The organism is Burkholderia sp. L-4 (assembly GCF_056856535.1).
Genome location: NZ_JBXEOX010000002.1, coordinates 823,626 through 840,312 on the forward strand (window position 1 = coordinate 823,626; position 16,687 = coordinate 840,312).

At 69.0% G+C, this 16,687-nt stretch carries 18 protein-coding genes; 6 read left to right on the forward strand and 12 right to left on the reverse strand.

From position 1 onward, the window contains the following. The first annotated feature begins 8 nt into the window (after positions 1–8). Positions 9–824, forward strand: coding sequence for an alpha/beta hydrolase (locus tag AC1VVG_RS20495; protein WP_069705938.1), 816 nt, complete (start codon positions 9–11; stop codon positions 822–824). Positions 825–831: 7 nt separating this feature from the next. On the opposite strand, the gene AC1VVG_RS20500 is transcribed toward AC1VVG_RS20495, so the two are convergent. The 8 genes from AC1VVG_RS20500 to AC1VVG_RS20535 all read right to left on the reverse strand — a co-directional run bounded on the left by AC1VVG_RS20500 (position 832) and on the right by AC1VVG_RS20535 (position 9,644). Then, the gene (locus AC1VVG_RS20500) at positions 832–1,854 is read right to left on the reverse strand and encodes a MerR family transcriptional regulator (RefSeq protein ID WP_034189714.1); all 1,023 of its coding nucleotides are present in this window, start codon (positions 1,852–1,854) and stop codon (positions 832–834) included. 82 nt (positions 1,855–1,936) lie between these two features. After that, complete coding sequence (gene xylB / locus AC1VVG_RS20505) at positions 1,937–3,403, reverse strand: xylulokinase (protein ID WP_482836092.1); 1,467 nt, start codon at positions 3,401–3,403, stop codon at positions 1,937–1,939. Beyond that, positions 3,400–4,338, reverse strand: coding sequence for an AraC family transcriptional regulator (locus AC1VVG_RS20510; protein ID WP_049030664.1), 939 nt, complete (start codon positions 4,336–4,338; stop codon positions 3,400–3,402). The genes xylB and AC1VVG_RS20510 overlap by 4 nt, the downstream gene beginning before the upstream one ends. Positions 4,339–4,366: 28 nt before the next feature. Further along, positions 4,367–5,560, reverse strand: a complete 1,194-nt coding sequence (locus AC1VVG_RS20515) for an ABC transporter ATP-binding protein (protein ID WP_482836093.1) — start codon at positions 5,558–5,560, stop codon at positions 4,367–4,369. Between the two features lie 3 nt (positions 5,561–5,563). Beyond that, the gene (locus tag AC1VVG_RS20520; RefSeq protein ID WP_124609183.1) at positions 5,564–6,598 is read right to left on the reverse strand and encodes an NAD(P)-dependent alcohol dehydrogenase; all 1,035 of its coding nucleotides are present in this window, start codon (positions 6,596–6,598) and stop codon (positions 5,564–5,566) included. 10 nt (positions 6,599–6,608) lie between these two features. Continuing rightward, a complete protein-coding gene (locus AC1VVG_RS20525; RefSeq protein WP_482836094.1) occupies positions 6,609–7,448 on the reverse strand; it encodes a carbohydrate ABC transporter permease in 840 nt (279 codons plus the stop codon). Continuing rightward, positions 7,436–8,395, reverse strand: coding sequence for a carbohydrate ABC transporter permease (locus AC1VVG_RS20530; protein WP_482836095.1), 960 nt, complete (start codon positions 8,393–8,395; stop codon positions 7,436–7,438). The genes AC1VVG_RS20525 and AC1VVG_RS20530 overlap by 13 nt, the downstream gene beginning before the upstream one ends. Continuing rightward, on the reverse strand, positions 8,379–9,644 hold the full coding sequence (locus AC1VVG_RS20535) for an ABC transporter substrate-binding protein (protein ID WP_482837193.1): 1,266 nt from the start codon (positions 9,642–9,644) through the stop codon (positions 8,379–8,381). Before AC1VVG_RS20535 ends, AC1VVG_RS20530 begins: the two co-directional genes overlap by 17 nt. Positions 9,645–9,952: 308 nt before the next feature. On the opposite strand from AC1VVG_RS20535, the gene AC1VVG_RS20540 reads away from it, so the two are divergent. Next, complete coding sequence (locus tag AC1VVG_RS20540) at positions 9,953–10,639, forward strand: hypothetical protein (protein WP_482836096.1); 687 nt, start codon at positions 9,953–9,955, stop codon at positions 10,637–10,639. An 18-nt stretch (positions 10,640–10,657) separates the two neighbouring features. Here AC1VVG_RS20540 and AC1VVG_RS20545 read toward each other — a convergent pair whose 3' ends face one another. From AC1VVG_RS20545 to AC1VVG_RS20560, 4 genes are all read right to left on the reverse strand, one after another. Further along, a complete protein-coding gene (locus AC1VVG_RS20545; RefSeq protein ID WP_059556366.1) occupies positions 10,658–11,743 on the reverse strand; it encodes an ATP-binding protein in 1,086 nt (361 codons plus the stop codon). Further along, positions 11,740–12,477, reverse strand: a complete 738-nt coding sequence (locus AC1VVG_RS20550) for a response regulator (RefSeq protein WP_059556365.1) — start codon at positions 12,475–12,477, stop codon at positions 11,740–11,742. The genes AC1VVG_RS20545 and AC1VVG_RS20550 overlap by 4 nt, the downstream gene beginning before the upstream one ends. A 235-nt stretch (positions 12,478–12,712) precedes the next feature. Beyond that, on the reverse strand, positions 12,713–12,868 hold the full coding sequence (locus AC1VVG_RS20555; RefSeq protein ID WP_034189706.1) for a DUF3309 family protein: 156 nt from the start codon (positions 12,866–12,868) through the stop codon (positions 12,713–12,715). A gap of 120 nt (positions 12,869–12,988) precedes the next feature. Beyond that, positions 12,989–13,195 (reverse strand): DUF1737 domain-containing protein, encoded by a 207-nt coding sequence (locus AC1VVG_RS20560; protein ID WP_049032069.1) that lies wholly within the window; start codon positions 13,193–13,195, stop codon positions 12,989–12,991. Between the two features lie 170 nt (positions 13,196–13,365). Here AC1VVG_RS20560 and AC1VVG_RS20565 point away from each other — a divergent pair, with 170 nt between their 5' ends. Genes AC1VVG_RS20565 through AC1VVG_RS20580 form a run of 4 tightly spaced genes read left to right on the forward strand, consistent with a single transcriptional unit; the run spans position 13,366 to position 16,681 of the window. Then, positions 13,366–14,040 carry a histidine phosphatase family protein gene (locus AC1VVG_RS20565; protein ID WP_482836097.1) on the forward strand — a complete coding sequence of 225 codons (675 nt, stop codon included), beginning with the start codon at positions 13,366–13,368 and terminating at the stop codon, positions 14,038–14,040. Positions 14,041–14,059: 19 nt separating this feature from the next. Beyond that, positions 14,060–15,091 carry a phosphotransferase gene (locus tag AC1VVG_RS20570; RefSeq protein WP_226227086.1) on the forward strand — a complete coding sequence of 344 codons (1,032 nt, stop codon included), beginning with the start codon at positions 14,060–14,062 and terminating at the stop codon, positions 15,089–15,091. A gap of 59 nt (positions 15,092–15,150) precedes the next feature. Next, positions 15,151–15,915 (forward strand): SDR family oxidoreductase, encoded by a 765-nt coding sequence (locus AC1VVG_RS20575; RefSeq protein ID WP_034189702.1) that lies wholly within the window; start codon positions 15,151–15,153, stop codon positions 15,913–15,915. Between the two features lie 7 nt (positions 15,916–15,922). Continuing rightward, positions 15,923–16,681, forward strand: a complete 759-nt coding sequence (locus tag AC1VVG_RS20580) for an SDR family NAD(P)-dependent oxidoreductase (RefSeq protein ID WP_482836098.1) — start codon at positions 15,923–15,925, stop codon at positions 16,679–16,681. The last annotated feature ends 6 nt before the right edge of the window (positions 16,682–16,687 follow it).

The window sequence follows — 16,687 nt, forward strand, 5'->3', positions numbered from 1 at the left end:
CACGCGTCATGACAGGGCGTACGGGCGTCCTGCTGATCCATGGGCTCGGCGGCACGCAATACGATCTCGGTTCGCTGCACAAGGCGATGCGGCGCGCGGGCGCCGACCCGCACATGATCACGCTGCCGGGGCACGGCACGCGCCCCGAGGATCTGGTCGGCGTGCGCGCGGAGGCGTGGCTCGACGCGGTGACCGAACAGTATCGTGCGCTGGAACGCGAGTACGACACGCTGCATGTCGCGGGGATGTGCATGGGCGCGCTGGTCGCGCTGCTGCTGTGCCACCGCGTGCAGCATGTGCGCGGCCGGCTCGCGTTGCTGGCCGCGCCGGTATTCATCGACGGCTGGTCGACGCCGTGGTATCGGTCGCTGCGGCACGTGCTGTATCGCGTGCCGGGGGTGGCGGAACGGATGCGCGTCGAGGAAGGCGATCCGTTCGGCATCAAGAACGCGACGATCCGCGCGATCGTGAAGAAGAAGTTCGAGCGGCAGGACGGTTTCCACTATGCGTGGGTGCCGCTCGCGTGCGTGCGGCAGGTCGACCGGATGCGCGACTGGGTGCGCGAGGCCGCGCCAGGCACGCCGTGCCCGACACTCGTGCTGCATGCGCGCGAGGACGAACTGACGAGCCTGCGCTCGGCCGATTTCCTGCTGGAGAAGATGCCCGACGCGCGCGGGATCGTGCTGGAAAACAGCTATCACATGATCTGCGCGGACAACGATCGCGACGATGTCGCGCGGCACGTGCTCGAATTCTTCGGCTTCGATCCCGTGCATGCGGTGAGCCCGGCGATGGCGCGCAGGCTGGGGCGGCTGGAATCCTGATACCTGCTCACGCCGCTTCCGGCCGGCGGGCGAGCCGCTCGCGGACCGCCGGCGACGCCAGGCATGTCGCCACCGCCTCGTAACCGGGCGCGCCCGGGTAAGGCGCCACCCGTGAAGGCGGGCTGTGATTGGCCGGGCACAACAGGATGGTTTCGTCGGGGCCGACGGCCGCCAGGTCGAGGATCGCCGACGAGCGCGTGAGCAGGAACAGCGGCCGCCTGCCGGCGGCGGCGCGTTCACGCAGATGGGCCATCAAGGCCAGTTGCGTGGAACGGTCGAGATCCTGTTCGATCATGTCGACGACCAGCGTGCGCGGGCCTTCCGCTTCGAGGTTGACGAGCAGCGCGGTCAGCGCTGCCGACGGCGTGGCGCCCCTGTCGGCGAGCGAGGTCAGCGCGCGGTCGACGCACGACTTCAGCGCTGGATCGGCGCGCACTGCCGCGCATGCCGCCGCACAGTCGTTTTCCAGTCGATCGAGCCCCACGAACACGGCACCGGGCAGCGCGTCGGCCAGCCGAAGCGCGAGCCGCGTCTTGCCGCTTCCCAGCGAGCCGATGATGTAGTTCAGCGGCCGGATATCGCGACACTCGAACCACTCGCCGCCCCACGGCCACGGCAGGCTGAACGCGACGCCGGTACCCGAATCGTCGAGCAGCCGCGTCAGCTCGCCGCCGGCAGGCATCCGGCCGCGCGCGAGGCCGGCGCGGATCGCGCGCACGCGGTCCATCTTGCGCACCAGATCCTGAACGCCGCGATCGAGCGCGGTTTCGTGTGCCGCCAGTGCGGCATCGAGGCTGCGCGCATCGCCGTCGAGCACGTCCGCCACCTGCGCGAGGCTGAGGCCGAGCTTGCGCAGTGCCGCGATGTCGGCGGCGCGGGCGAGGTCGTCCGGGCCGTACGCGCGGTATCCGGCCGGCGTGCGCTCCGGCATGACGAGGCCATGCTGCTCATACAGCCGCAGCGCCTTGGTCGAAACACCAAGCTGCGCGGCGGCCGCGGATGCGTTCAAACGGGGCGTGGACCTACCCATCCGTCACCTCTTTGCGGTCGATTGGTTGCGTCCAGCATAAAGGCGACCCCAAGGGCCGGGTCAAGCGCGATGGCGCGGCCGCTCAGTCGGCGGCCGCGAATTCCTCCCGCAACGCCCGATACAACCGCCGATACCGCGTGAGCCGCCCCGCCAGCCGATCGACCGACGCCGAATCGGGCGCGACCGTCTCCGTCACCGGCGGCGCGACGCAGACTGCCTCGAGCGGGTCGCCCGTCGCCGCCAGTCGCGCCAGACGCGCGGCGCCGAGTGCCGCGCCGACGGCACCGTCCGCATGACGCTGCATCGCGAGCCCGGTCGCATTCGCGCACAGCCGCGCCCAGAACGCGCTCTTCGAGCCGCCGCCGATGAACGACACCGTGTCGAGCGTCGTGCCGGCCGCACGCAGCGCGTCGTAGCCGTCGGCCATCGCGAACGCGACACCTTCCATCACCGCATAGGCGAGGTCGTCCGCGTCGTGCTCGTTGGACAACCCGAAGAACACGCCGCGCGCATGCGCGTCGTTGTGCGGCGTGCGCTCGCCGCCGAGATACGGCAGGAACAGCGGCGCACGCGCCGGATCGGCGTGCCCGGCGCGCGCGGCCAGCGCGCCGGCGGTCGTGCCGTGCGCGCGCGCGAGCCAGTCGAGGCTCGCGGCGGCCGACAGGATCACGCTCATCTGGTGCCAGCGTCCTTCGATGCAGTGGCAGAACGCGTGCACCGCCGCATCCGGGTTCGGCGCGAAGCGGTCGTTGCCGGCGAACAGCACGCCGGACGTGCCGAGCGACAGGAAGCCGCTGCCGGCGCCCGTGACGCCCATGCCGATCGCCGACGCCGCGTTGTCGCCGGCCCCGCCGGCGATCGTCACGGGCCCCGCGATGCCCCATTCGCGCCGCAGCGCATCGCGCAGTTGCGCGGCCGGCGCATTGCCTTCGACGAGGCGCGGCATCTGCGCGCGCGACAGCTCGGTCGCGGCGAGCATCCGGTCGGACCAGTCGCGGCGCGCGCAGTCGAGCCACAGCGTGCCCGACGCATCGGACAGGTCGGACACGAATTCGCCGGACAGGCGCCAGATCAGGTAATCCTTCGGCAGCAGCACCTTGTGCACCGCGCGGAACACGGCCGGCTCGTACTTCGCGAGCCACAGCAGTTTCGGCGCGGTGAAACCCGGCATCGCCATGTTGCCGGTGATCGCGCGCGACTCCGGCACCAGCGCCTCGAGTTCGACGCATTCGGTGCCGGCGCGCGTGTCGTTCCACAGGATCGCGGGCCGCAGCACCTGGTCCGCGCGATCGATCAGCGTCGCGCCGTGCATCTGCCCGGACAGCGCGATGCCGCGCAGCGCGGCGAAGCCGGCCGGATGCGCGGCGCGCACCGACGCGATCGCATCGAGCATCGCGTGCCACCACGCCTGCGGGCTCTGTTCGGACCAGTGCGGATGCGGGCGGCTGATCGACAGCGTGGCCGAGCCGGTCGCGAGGGGCACGGAGCCGGAATCGGTGAGGAGAACCTTGACCTCGGACGTGCCGAGATCGATGCCGAGAAATGTCACGTATGAAGCGTCCTGTCTGGGGCGCGCGGCGGCGCGCGTCGCGGGAGCGGCGCGTCGTCGTCGCGGCCGTGCGGTTCGTTGAGGCGATGCAGCGCGCGGAACTTCGACGGCGGCACCTGTTTCATCGCGAGAAACTGACGGTTGAAGTTCGACAGGTTGTTGAAGCCGACCCGGTAGCAGATGTCGGTCACCGTCAGGTCGGAAAACATCAGCAGCTCGCACGCCTCGTTGATGCGCAGCCGGTTCAGGTAGCGCACGAACGACGAGCCGGTATGGCGGCGGAAGAACCGCGTGAAGGTGCTGACGCTCATGCCGGCGAACGCGGCGACGTCGGTCTCGCGCAGCACGCCGGGCAGGTTCTGCTGCAGGTACGACAGCACCTGGTTGATGGTCGACGACATGTAGTGCTGCGCGTCGCTGCGGTAGCCGGGGCCCGCGAGCACGCGCCGCTCGCGGCACGACGACAGCCGGTCGAACAGCGACATCAGGATCTCGACGCGCCGGCAGCCGTGCGCGTTCGCGAGCTCGAGCATCAGCGGCGCGACCTCGATGCCGATGCGGTCGGGAAACTGCACGCCACGCGCCGCGTCGTCGATCAGGTCGATCACCGGCTGCAGCTCGCTGAACGCGCCGACCATCTTCTCGATCGCATCGCGCGAGAACTGCAGCACGACGTCGCGCGACGGCACACGCTCGCCGTCGGGGAGTTCGCTGACCCAGTTGTGCGGCAGGTTCGGCCCGGTGACGATCAGGTTGCCGGGGCCGAAATCGCCGATATGGTCGCCGACGAACACCTTGCCGTGCGACGCCTGGATCAGATGAATCTCGTATTCGGGATGAAAGTGCCACTTCGCGACCGAATGCGGATAGTCGTGGACCCACGCGCGGAACGATTCGTCGCGGTGGGTGGGAACGATCTCGAGATCCGGGTTCATCATGTGCTCCGTCGGGCGTGCCGGCGTGCTACGAGCGGGACATCGACCAGCCCGTCGCGGCAGGCGGCGTGGCGCGCGTCGCGGCCGCCGGCGGGGCCGCGTGCGCGATCGGGTTCGCGTCGGGCAGCGTGACGTTGCGCTCGGTGCCGGCGTCGAACAGGTGCAGGGCTGCTTCGTCGAAGCGCAACGCTACCACGGCGCCCGGGGCCGGGGCCATCGGTGCCGGCACGAGGGCCGCGCACGGCTGGCCGCGCCAGTCGAGCGTGACGAGCGCCTCGGCGCCGAGCAGCTCGACGAGTTCCACGGTGCCGGTCAGCGCGTGCGTGCCGGGGGTCGAATCGCCTTCGGCGACGAGCCGCAGGTGATTCGGGCGGACCGCCGCCTTGACCTGCTGGCCGTCCTGCAGCCGCGCGAAGCGCGACGACGCGAGCGGCCAGCGCGTGCCGTTGCAGTCGAGCACCACGGTCGCGCCGTGGCGCCCGATCGTGCCGTCCGCGAAGTTCATCGCGGGCGTGCCGACGAACCCGGCGGCGAACACGGTATGCGGCTGGCCGTACAGCTCGGCCGGCGTACCGATCTGCTCGATGCGACCGCCGCGCATCAGCACGACGCGGTCCGCGAGCGTCATTGCCTCGAGCTGGTCGTGCGTGACGTACAGCGTCGTCGTCTTCAGCCGCCGGTGCAGCCGCTTGATGTCGCCGCGCAACTGCGTGCGCAGCTTCGCGTCGAGGTTCGACAGCGGCTCGTCGAACAGGAACACGGCCGGCGTCTTGATCATCGCGCGCGCGATCGCCGCGCGCTGCTGCTGGCCGCCCGACATCGCGCGCGGGCGGCGCTCGAGCAGCGCGTCGAGGCTCAGGATGCGCGCGACGTCGCGCACACGGCGGTCGATTTCGTCGGCCGGCACCTTCAGGCGCCGCAGGCCGAACGCGATGTTGTCGTACACCGTCATGTGCGGGTACAGCGCGTAGTTCTGGAACACCATCGCGACATTGCGCTCGCGCGACGGCAGGTCGTTCACGACCGCATCACCGATCACGAGTTCGCCGCCGGTGATCGCCTCGAGGCCCGCGATCATCCGCAGCATCGTCGACTTGCCGCAGCCGGACGGGCCGAGCAATACGATGAATTCGCCGTCGGCGATCTCGAGGTCGAGCGGATGCAGCACGGCGGGGCCGCCGTCGTAGTGCTTCGACAAAGCCTTGCAGGTGATCTGGGCCATGGCTCAATCCATTTCGATCTGAATCTTGACGTCGCGCGGCTGGCCGCTCGCCGCTTCCTCGAACGCGCGCACGCCTTCGGAAAACGGGAACGTGCGCGAGATGAACGGCTTCACGTCGATCGCGCCGGACGCGATCAGCGCCAGTGCGCGCGGGAAGATGTTCGCGTAGCGGAAGACCGATTCGATGCGGCCTTCCTTCGCCTGCAGCGCGACCACGTCGAGCGGCACGGGGGCGACCGGCATGCCGATCAGCACCGCGCAGCCGCCCGGGCACATCAGGTCGACGAGGCCCGCATAGGCGTTCGCGCTGCCGCTTGCCTCGAACACGACGTCCGCGCCCCAGCCGCCGGAGGCTTCCGCTACGGCGTCGGCAAGCGGCCGCGTGCGCACGTCGACGGTCGTGACGGCCGGGTTGCCGGCGAACAGCGCGAGCTTCTCGGGTACGACGTCGGCGAGGATCACGCGCGCGGCGCCGCCCGCGAGCGCGGCGAGCGCCGTCATCGCGCCGATCGTGCCGGCGCCGATCACGACCGCGAGGTCGCCCGGCTTCATCGCCGCCTTCTTCGCGGCCTGCAGGCCGATCGACAGCGGCTCGACGATCGCGCCTTCGGCAAACGACACGTTGTCGGGCAGCCGGTACGTGAACGCGGCCGGGTGCACGACGAACGGCGTCAGGCAGCCGTGGACGGGCGGCGTCGCCCAGAAGCGCACGTCGGGATCGAGGTTGTAGAGCCCGCGCAGCGTCGCGGGCGAATCGAGGCGCGGCACGCCGGGCTCCATGCACACGCGGTCGCCGACGCGCAGGTGCGTGACGGCGGCGCCGGTCTCGACGACGGTGCCGGACGCCTCGTGGCCGAGCACCATCGGCGCGTCGACGCGAAACGGGCCGATGCCGCCGTGAACGTAGTAATGCACGTCGCTGCCGCAGACGCCGACCGTATGCACCTTGATCCGGACATCGCCGGGGCCGACCTGTTGCGGCAGGTCGATGTCGCGCAGCGCGAGCTCGCGCGTGCGTTCGAGTACGAGCGCTTTCAACGTTTCCTCCTTATTTTCCCTTGACCATCGAATTGAGCAGGCGGCTCAGCATGCCGACGAACACGAGCGGCGGCAGCGCGAGCAGCACCGTCGACGCATTGATCACGCCCCACGGCACTTCCTGGCCGAGCGACGTGAACGCGGACGCGACCACCGGCAGCGTCGCGCTGCGCGACGACGTCAGCGCGAGCGCGATCGTCAGTTCGTTCCAGACCAGCACGAAGCTGAACACGATGCCGCCGAGCAGCGTGCTCGCGCACACCGGCAGCGCGATATGCCAGAACACCGCGTACGGGCCGTAGCCGTCGAGCGCGGCGGCTTCCTCGATCTCGCGCGGCAGCCGGCGGAACACCGGGATCGACAGCCACGTGATGGTCGACAGCGTGACCAGCAGGTACGTGACGATCATCGACAGCTTCGTGTCGTACAGCCCGAGATCGACCCAGATCGCGATCAGCGGCAGCGCGACCGCGACCGGCGGCAAAAAGCGCAGCGACAGCAGGAAGAACTGGATGTCGCGCTTGCCGCGCACCGGGTAGCGCGCGATCGCATACGCGGCCGGCACGCCGAGCACCGCGCCGATCAGCACGGCCGCGCCGACGATCGCGATGCTGTTGCCGAGCCCGATCAACACTTCGGGGCTCGACAGCACCTGCTCGTAGTTCGCGAGCGTCGGCGTGAAGATGAAGCGCGGCGTCGGCGTGACGATGTCGAGCAGGTGCTTGAGCGAATTGAGCACGGCCCAGAACAGCGGAAACGCGGCGACGAGCAGGATCGCGCCGGCGATCGCGACGGTGGAAACGGCGGCGGGGCCGCGGCGAGCCATTCGGCGAGCCATCAGTCGTCCCATTTGTTGACCCTCTTCCAGATGAGCGTGAAGACGAGCGTGGTCGCGACCATCATCAGCACGGCCATGCCCGACGCATACGACACCTTGCCGGCGAGGCCGATGCCCTGCTGGTACGCGTAGAGATCGAGCGTCTCGGTCGCGATGCCGGGGCCGCCCTTGGTCATCACGTAGATCAGGTCGAACGAACGCAGCGACTCGACCATCTTGATGAACACGAGGCTCACGAGCGGCGCCTTCAGCATCGGCAGCGCGATGTACGCATGCACCTGCCACGTCGTCGCGTAGTCGAGCCGCGCGGCTTCGAGCGGCTCGGGCGGCAGCGTCTCCAGCAGCTTCAGGATCACGACCGAGAAGAACAGCCCCCATTGCCATACGTCGACGAGCGCGACCGCGTACAGCGCGAGATGCGGATCGGCGAGGAACGCGGTGTTCTCGACGCCGAGCGTGCCGAGCAGCCAGCTCAGGATGCCGGTGAGCGGCGCGTACATGAACTTCCAGATGAACGCGGCCGACACGCGCGGCAGCAGCACCGGCATGATCAGCACCAGCGACGCAAGACGGCGCCAGCGGCCGTGCACACGCTCGAACAGGAACACGGCGAGCGCGATTCCGACCAGCACCGCGCCGGCGACCGTGACGACTTCCCACAGCACCGACACCTCGATCGCGTTCAGGAAGCGGCGGTCCGACGCGAGCCGGACGAAATTGCGCAGGCCGACGTATTCGCTGTCCGGGTAGCGCAGCACGCGGTTGCGCAGCGCAAGGTTGATCGCGGCGACGGTCGGGACGAGGCTCAGGACCGCGAGCAGCGCGAGCGTCGGCGCGAGGAATACCCACGGCAGGCTCGTGCGGTCGCGGCGCGCGCGGCCGTGCCGGGCCGCAGGAGGGGAAGGGGCAGGGCGGACGTCGAGCGCGCGCCCGCCCGCGCCGTCATTTGCGAGTGCCATGTTCGAGCGCATCCTTCGCGTACTGGGCCGCGTCGTCGAGCGTGCCGCGGATATCCGTCTGCGTGCCGGTGAACACCTGTTCGAGCGCGATGCCGAGGTTGTCGCCGATGTCCGGCCACTGCGGCGTGCGCCAGATCGTCACCTGCGTGACGGGGTTGGTGTCGTTCAGTCCGGCCTGGATCTGCGGCGCGACGTGCTGCTTGAAGTACGGGCTGCCGATCGTGCTCGAGCGGTTGTAGTCGCTGAACACGCCGTTGCGCAGCCGCGCCTGTTCCTGGTCCTTGCTGGTCGCCCACGCGATGAAGCGGCCGGCGGCCATCCGCGTGCAGTCGTCCTTCGCGCCGACCGCCGAGATCGCGAAGCCGTGGCCGTACGCGGCCGACGGCAGCGGCGCGGGCGGGCGCGTGTAGCCGACCTTGCCGGCCACGCTCGACTTGCTCGCGTCCTCCATCCAGTCGGCGAACGGCGTCGATTCGATCATGAACGCGACCTTGCCCGAGCGGAACGCTTCGAGCGCGTTGCTCCAGTCGTAGGTCGCGGCGCCCGGCGGCGCGTACTTGAACAGGTCGCTGTAGAGCTGCGTGGCCTTCACGGCGGCCGGCGAGTTGAACGCGGGCTGGCCGCCCTTGTCGGTCCATGCGCCGCCCATCCCGAGCATGAACGGCGACCAGCGCCACACGTTCATCCCCGAGCCGCGCTGGCCGCGCGCGACCCAGCCGTACAGCTTCGGCGGCGCGTTGAGCTTCTTGATCGCGGCGACGAGCTGGTCGAGCGTCTTCGGCACCGGGATGTGCGCGGCGTCGAGCAGGTCGCGGCGGTAGAACAGGAAGTCGCCGCCGCCGATCAGCGGCGCGAAGTACGCGACGCCGTTGTAGCTCGCGACCGCGCGGCGGCCGGGCAGGAAATCGTCGTAGTCGTATTCCTTCGGGTAGTACTTGAGGAGCGGCACGATCCAGTTGGCCGACGCGAATTCGGCGACGTTTGCCTCGTCGACGTAGTAGATCTGGTAGGAACCCGCGCCGGTCGACGCGTCGAGCCGCGATTTCGCGCGACGGTCGTTCTCGCCGAAATAGCTGATCTCGACCCTGGTGCCGCTCTTCTTCTCGTAGTCGGCCAGCGACTTCTCCATCACCGACAGGCCGAGGCTCTTCTGCGCGAGCACCCGAAGGGTCGGCACCTTGCAGGCTTGCGCGGCCGCGACGCCCGGCAGACAGGCGCCGAGCAGCAGGCCGGCTGCGACGATTCGCATCTTGTTCACCCGTGTCTCCTTGATTCTGCTTGTTCGAATGCCGTCGATGACGGCAGGAACAATGGTGTGACGCGGGCGATGCGATCACCACATCAAAAGAGTTTGGAAACCGATACTTTTTGCTCAGGGTCGGTCGTGCGATGCACAAAATGTGGTGGTCGGGCGAGGCGCATGCCGGAGTCGGGCCGGAGCCGGGCGGCAGGCGGTGGTTCCTTTCTCGCCGTGCCGCGCATCTGGGAGAATGCGGTTGCGGCCGTGCCGGTCCACGGCCCGCGCCGACACGGCGCAGCATCCGACAGGGGGGGAACTTGACCGACAACGAAGCACTATCGCTCCGCCCGGAAAGCCGCTTTTGGCAGCTTGCGCCGGTGAGGTGGTGGATTCGCGGGCACGGCCGCGACGGTTATTCGTTCCGTCTGCTGCTGGTCCCGCTCGTCATCGTGTTCGCGCTCGAATTCGTCTGCATGATGGTCGACGCGCTGTACACGAGCATCGCCGTCAGCGCGGCCGCGACGCTGTTCCTCGGCTTCGCCGGTTACCACGGCGCGCAGCGCGAATGGCTCGTGACGTCCGCGACCGCGCGTGCGCTCGTGAAGGCGCGCATGAAGAAGGCGGCCGAGCGGCTCGCGTCGCTCGGCGTCGGTGCGACCGTGCTGGCGATCTGCGTCGCCGCGACGTCGCTGTCGCTCGTGATGTCGGGCCGGCCGGTGCTGGACAGCGTGTCGAAGGAAGCCGTGTCGATCTTCATCGCGCTGGTGTTCCTGCCGGTGTACGTGTCCGGCGCGGTGCGCAAGCTGGCGATCGCCCGGATCGAGGAACTGGAGGCGCTGCGTCACGCCACGGTCGGCACGCAGCTGAAATTCGATCGCGCCGGCGCCGTGCGCGCGGTGGTCGTGCAGGGCGCCGGCGGGAGAGGAACGGTGTCCGTGACGGAGTACACGGTGCTCGGCTTCGGCCCGCCGCTCGACCAGGTTGGACGCGAGCGGTGCGCATGAGCGCGTAACGGCGCCGCGTTACGCCGGGAAGCGCTCGCGGTCGGATGCCGGCACGAGGTTGTCGGGCCACTGCAGCTCGAAGCGCGTGCCGCCCGCGCCGGTCGGCACGCAGATGGCCTCGCCGCGGTGCGCATGCGCGATCGCCGCGACGACGGCGAGCCCGAGGCCGGTGCCGCCGGGTTGCGTATCGTCGATCCGGCGGAATGCCTGGAACACATGGGGCGCGAAATCGGCCGGGATGCCGGGGCCGTCGTCCTCGACGCTCAGCCGGCACATGCCGTGCTCGACGCGCGTCCGGATCCGGATCGCGCCGGGCACCGCATGGCGGCGCGCGTTCTCCAGCAGCGCCAGCAACGCCTGGCGGATGCGGACCGGGTCGCAGCACATGCGCCGCGTATCGAGATCGAGCTCCGGATGCTGGCCGGCGGCCTGCAGCGTGGGCGTGAACACGTCGACCACGGCGCGCACGTCGGCGGCGAGGTCGGCGTCGCGGATCTCGATGCTCAGGTGGCCGCTGTCGGCGAGGCTGACCACGCGCAGATCCTCGATCAGCCGCGTCAACCCCTCGACCTGCGCGAGCAGGCTGCGGTACAGCGCTTCGTTCGGCGTGAACACGCCTTCGGCGAGCCCCTGCAGCCGGCCGCGCAGCACGGTTACGGGCGTGCGCAGCTCGTGCGCGATCGCCGCATTCCAGAAGGTCTGCTCCTCGGTCACGCGCTGCAGCTCGCTCGCGAGCGCGTTGAAGTTGTCGGCGAGCAGCGCGGCTTCGCGCAGCGAACGGTCGCCGGCGACGGCGCGCGCGCGGAGGTCGCCGCGCGCGACGCGGCGGATGCCGTCCGTCACCGAGTTCAGCGGCACGAGGATGCGGCGCGACAGGTTGATCGCGACGACGACCGAGATCAGCAGGCCGACCAGCGTGGTCGAGACGATCCACACCCACTCCGGTCCGCTCGGGAGCCAGCTCTGCGGCTTGAAGTACTCGGGCGAGTACTGGTACAGCAGGTAGTAGAACGCGTAGGCCGTCACGACGATCAGCACCGTGATGCCGAACGCGATCGCGCCCATCGTCAGCGCGATCTGGCGGCTCAGGCCATCGAGTTTCACTCGCCGCTCCACAGTTTGTAGCCGACGCCGCGCACGCTGGCGGGCACGCCTTGTACGCCGAGGTCGTCCAGTTTCTTGCGCAGCTTGCTGACGTGGCTGTCGACCGTACGTTCCAGCGCATCGCCTTCCGGCAGGCAGGTGGCCATCAGCTCGGCGCGGCTGAACACGCGGCGCGGCGCGCGCGCGAGTTGCGCGAGCAGCTTGAATTCGGTGAGCGTCAGCACGAGCGTGTGGCGTGTGCCGCCGACCTCGACCGTCGCTTCGTGATGTTCGAGATCGATCTCGAACGGCGCGGCGCGCAGCACGCGCTGTTCTTCCTGGCGCGAGCCGGCCATCGACCGGCGCAGCACGGCCTGCGCGCGCGCGACGACTTCGGCCGGGTTGAACGGCTTGACCACGTAGTCGTCGGCGCCGATGCGCAGCCCGGTCAGCTTGTCGATGTCCTGGTCGAGCGCGGTCAGCATGATGACCGGCGTGTCGCCGCGATGGCGGATCTCGGCGAGCACCTTCCAGCCGTCGACGTGCGGCATCTGCACGTCGAGCAGCACGAGGTCCGGCTTCAGCGACAGGTGGAGTTCGAGCGCGCGGCGGCCGTCGGCGGCATGCACGGTGCGCAGACCGTTGCGCGCGAAGTAGGCGGTCAGGATCTCGGCGATCTCGGGCTCGTCCTCGGCGATGAGGACGAGCGCTTGCGTGCCCTGGCCGGCGCCGGGAGATGAGGAAAATTCGGGCATGGCCACTCGTTCAGATCCATCGGGGTTCCATCGAGTCGCCATACTACCGCACGGTCCGGTCGATCGAACGAAGGCGGGCAACGCGCCCGGAACAGGTGGGCGAGCGTGCAAGCGTGACGCACGGCACCGCGTGTGCTGCTACGGTTTGCTCGCGTGTGTAAAGAAGTCACGACGGAAGTCCTGGCGCCGGGACTGGAACGCGCGTGCTCATGCAACGGGCACGCGCGTTCGTGCGTCAAATCCGACCCAGCAGCACCAGCACGACGACGATGACGACGATGAGCCCGACCGAGCCCGATGGCCAGTAACCCCAGCTTCGGCTGTGCGGCCATGCAGGAAATGCGCCGATGAGCAGCAGAATCAGAACGATGATGAGGATCGTACCGAGCATCGCATCCCTCCAGAATTTATTCGACACGGTGCTGTCGCAATTTGCGTACCGCGCCGCCGGGGCCGATGCGTCCGTGGGGCGCCGCTGCCGCATCGGACGATGCGCGGCGGGCGGCCGGGATTACGCGCCGGCGTCCGTGTCGGTGGCGTCCGGCCAGAGCAGGGCCTGGGCGACGACGACGTGATCGCCGTTGAAGGTGGCGGCGGGCGATCCGTACAGGCGATAGCCGAGCGCCAGTGCATCCGATACACGGTGGCAAAACGTGGCGTCGTCCTTGCCCGTCAGCAAGCGATAGCGGGGCAGGTCGTTGGGCGGGGAATGCGACATGGTCTGGACTCCTGTGAAGGGGGCGGATCGGGCAGTATAAGTCGGACAAATCCGGGGCCGCCCGCGAGGGCAGGTGTATTTCCGTCATGAATGTCGGTTCATTCAACAAATAAATTTCAAAAATGCTGCCCCGCTGGCTATGCTGAATCCTTCACTCAGGCGGGCATGCGATGGCTGAACTCTTTCTGGTACGGCACGGGCAGGCATCATTCGGCACCGACGACTACGACCGGCTTTCCGCTGCCGGCGAGCAGCAGGGCGCGTGGCTCGGCGAATACTTCGCGCGGCAGGGCCTGACGTTCGATCGCGTGATCCGCGGCACGATGACCCGCCACGCGCAGACGGTCGACGCGATCCTGCGCGGGATGGGCCGCGAGGGCGTGCCGGTCGACCGCCATCCCGGCCTGAACGAATACGACTTCCACGGGCTGTTCGCGGCGGCCGCGAGCGACTATCCGGACGTCGCGCAGCTGGCCGCCGGCTCGATGAAGGAGCACTTCCGCGCGCTCCGGCAGGTGCTGCAGCTGTGGACCGAGGACAAGCTCGGCGACGCGGCCCCCGAAACCTGGTCGCATTTCCAGCAGCGCGTCGCCGACGCACGCGCCGCGATCCGCGAGGGCGGCGGTCAGCGCGTGCTCGCGGTGAGTTCCGGCGGCCCGATCGCGGTGACCGTCCAGCAGGTGCTCGCGGCACCGCCGTCGAGCGCGATCGCGCTGAACCTGCAGATCCGCAACAGCAGTCTTTCGCAGTTTTTCTTCAATGCCGATGCGTTCCACCTCGCGTCGTTCAACGGCATCCCGCATCTGGAGGATCCCGAACGGCACGCGTGGCGAACCTACGGCTGACCCACGAACGATCGCGACGATGACGAACCCTTCCCAGCAACTCGACGTAGCCCGCCTGACGCGCTATCTGGAAACGCACGTGCCGGGCTTTGAAGGCCCGGTCGACACGGAGAAGTTTGCCGGCGGCCAGTCGAATCCGACTTTCCTGCTGAACGCGAAGAGCGGCCCCTATGTATTGCGCCGCCAGCCGCCGGGCGAACTGCTGAAGTCCGCGCACGCGGTCGACCGCGAATTCCGCGTGCTGACCGCGCTGTCGGGCACCGCGGTGCCGGTCGCGCGCCCGTATCACCTCTGCGAGGACCGCGACGTGATCGGCAGCCTGTTCTACGTGATGAGTTTCGAGGACGGCCGGATCTTCTGGGATCCCGCGCTGCCGGAACTGCCGCGGGCCGATCGCGCGACGTGCTACGACGCGCTGCTGCGGACGATGGCCGCACTGCACGACGTCGATGTCGACGCGGTGGGCCTGGCCGACTACGGCCGCCCCGGCAACTACTTCGAGCGCCAGATCGGCGTGTGGACGAAGCAGTATCGCGCGGCCGAAACGGGGCGCCTCGACGCGATGGAGACGCTGATCGACTGGCTGCCGAACGCGTGCCCCGAGGATACGGGCCGGCCGGCGCTGGTGCACGGCGATTTCCGGATCGACAACCTGATGTTCGCGCATGACGGTTATCGCGTGCAGGCCGTGCTCGACTGGGAACTGTCGACGCTCGGCAACCCGCTCGCCGATCTCGCGTATTTCTGCATGTGCCTGCGGCTGCCGTCCGGCGGGCAGGTGCGCGGGCTCGCGGGCCAGGATCGCGCGGCGCTCGGGATTCCCGACGAAGCGGCGATCGTCGCGCGCTATTGCGAGCTGCGCGGCATCGCGCCGATTCGCGACTGGCACTTCTACCTCGCGTTCAGTTTCTTCCGGCTCGCGGCGATCGCGCAGGGCGTGAAGGCGCGCGCGCTGCAGGGCAACGCATCGAGCGAGCAGGCGCTGCGTGTCGGCGAAATGGCCGGCCGGCTCGCCGAACTGGCGGTCGGCGTGATCGACGCGCATCGCTGAGCGCGCCAGGGTCGCCGGGCGGCGACACGACAATCCAATCAATGGAGGAGCACAGCAACATGGCAACGAACCTGTTCGACCTGACGGGCAAGATCGCACTGGTGACGGGCGCAAGCCGCGGCATCGGCGAGGAAATCGCGAAGCTGCTCGCGGAGCAGGGCGCGCACGTGATCGTGTCGAGCCGCAAGCTCGACGACTGCCAGGCCGTGGCCGACGCGATCGTCGCGGCGGGCGGCCGCGCGGAGGCGCTGGCGTGTCACGTCGGGCGTCTGGAGGATATCGCCGCGACGTTCGAGACCATTCGCGGCAAGCACGGGCGGCTCGACATCCTCGTGAACAACGCGGCCGCGAACCCGTATTTCGGGCATATCCTCGATACCGATCTCGCCGCGTACGAGAAGACCGTCGACGTGAACATCCGCGGCTACTTCTTCATGTCGGTCGAGGCCGGCAAGCTGATGAAGGAACACGGCGGCGGCGCGATCGTCAACACGGCGTCGGTCAACGCACTGCAGCCGGGCGACCGGCAGGGCATCTACTCGATCACGAAGGCGGCCGTCGTCAACATGACGAAGGCGTTCGCGAAGGAATGCGGGCCGCTCGGCATCCGCGTGAACGCGCTGCTGCCGGGGCTCACGAAGACGAAGTTCGCGGGCGCGCTGTTCGCCGACAAGGACATCTACGAGACGTGGAAGGCGAAGATCCCGCTGAAGCGCCACGCGGAGCCGCGCGAGATGGCCGGCACCGTGCTGTACCTCGTGTCGGATGCGGCAAGCTACACGAACGGCGAATGCATCGTCGTCGACGGCGGCCTGACGATCTGAGCGCGCGATGAAAATCGACAGCTACGCCGGGCAGGCCGTGATGATCACCGGCGCCGCGAGCGGCTTCGGCGCATTGCTCGCGAGCGAACTCGCCGCGATGGGCGCGCGGCTCGCGCTCGGCGACCTGAACGGCGACGCGCTCGAACGCGTGGCCGCGCCGCTGCGCGCGGCCGGTGCCGACGTGATCGCGCAGCGTTGCGACGTGCGCGTCGAAGCGGAGGTGGCTTCGCTGGTGCATGAGGCCGCCGCGCGCTTCGAGCGGCTCGACGTCGGCATCAACAACGCGGGCATCGCGCCGCCGCTGAAGGCGCTGATCGATACCGACGAAGCCGATCTCGACCTGAGCTTCGCGGTGAACGCGAAGGGCGTGTTCTTCGGGATGAAGCATCAGATCCGCCAGATGCTCGCGCAGCGCGAAGGCGTGATCCTGAACGTCGCGTCGATGGCCGGGCTCGGCGGCGCGCCGAAGCTCGCCGCGTACGCGGCGTCGAAGCATGCGGTGGTCGGGCTGACGAAAACGGCCGCGCTCGAATACGCGCGCCAGGGCATCCGCGTGAACGCGGTGTGCCCGTTCTACAGCACGACGCCGATGGTCACCGACAGCGATATCGGCGAGCGCCAGGACTTCCTCGCGCAGGGCTCGCCGATGAAGCGGCTCGGCCGGCCCGACGAAATCGTCGCGACGATGCTGACGCTGTGCGCAAAGGAAAACACCTATCTGACCGGGCAGGCCGTCGCCGTCGACGGCGGCGTCTCGGCTTTCTGACCGAAC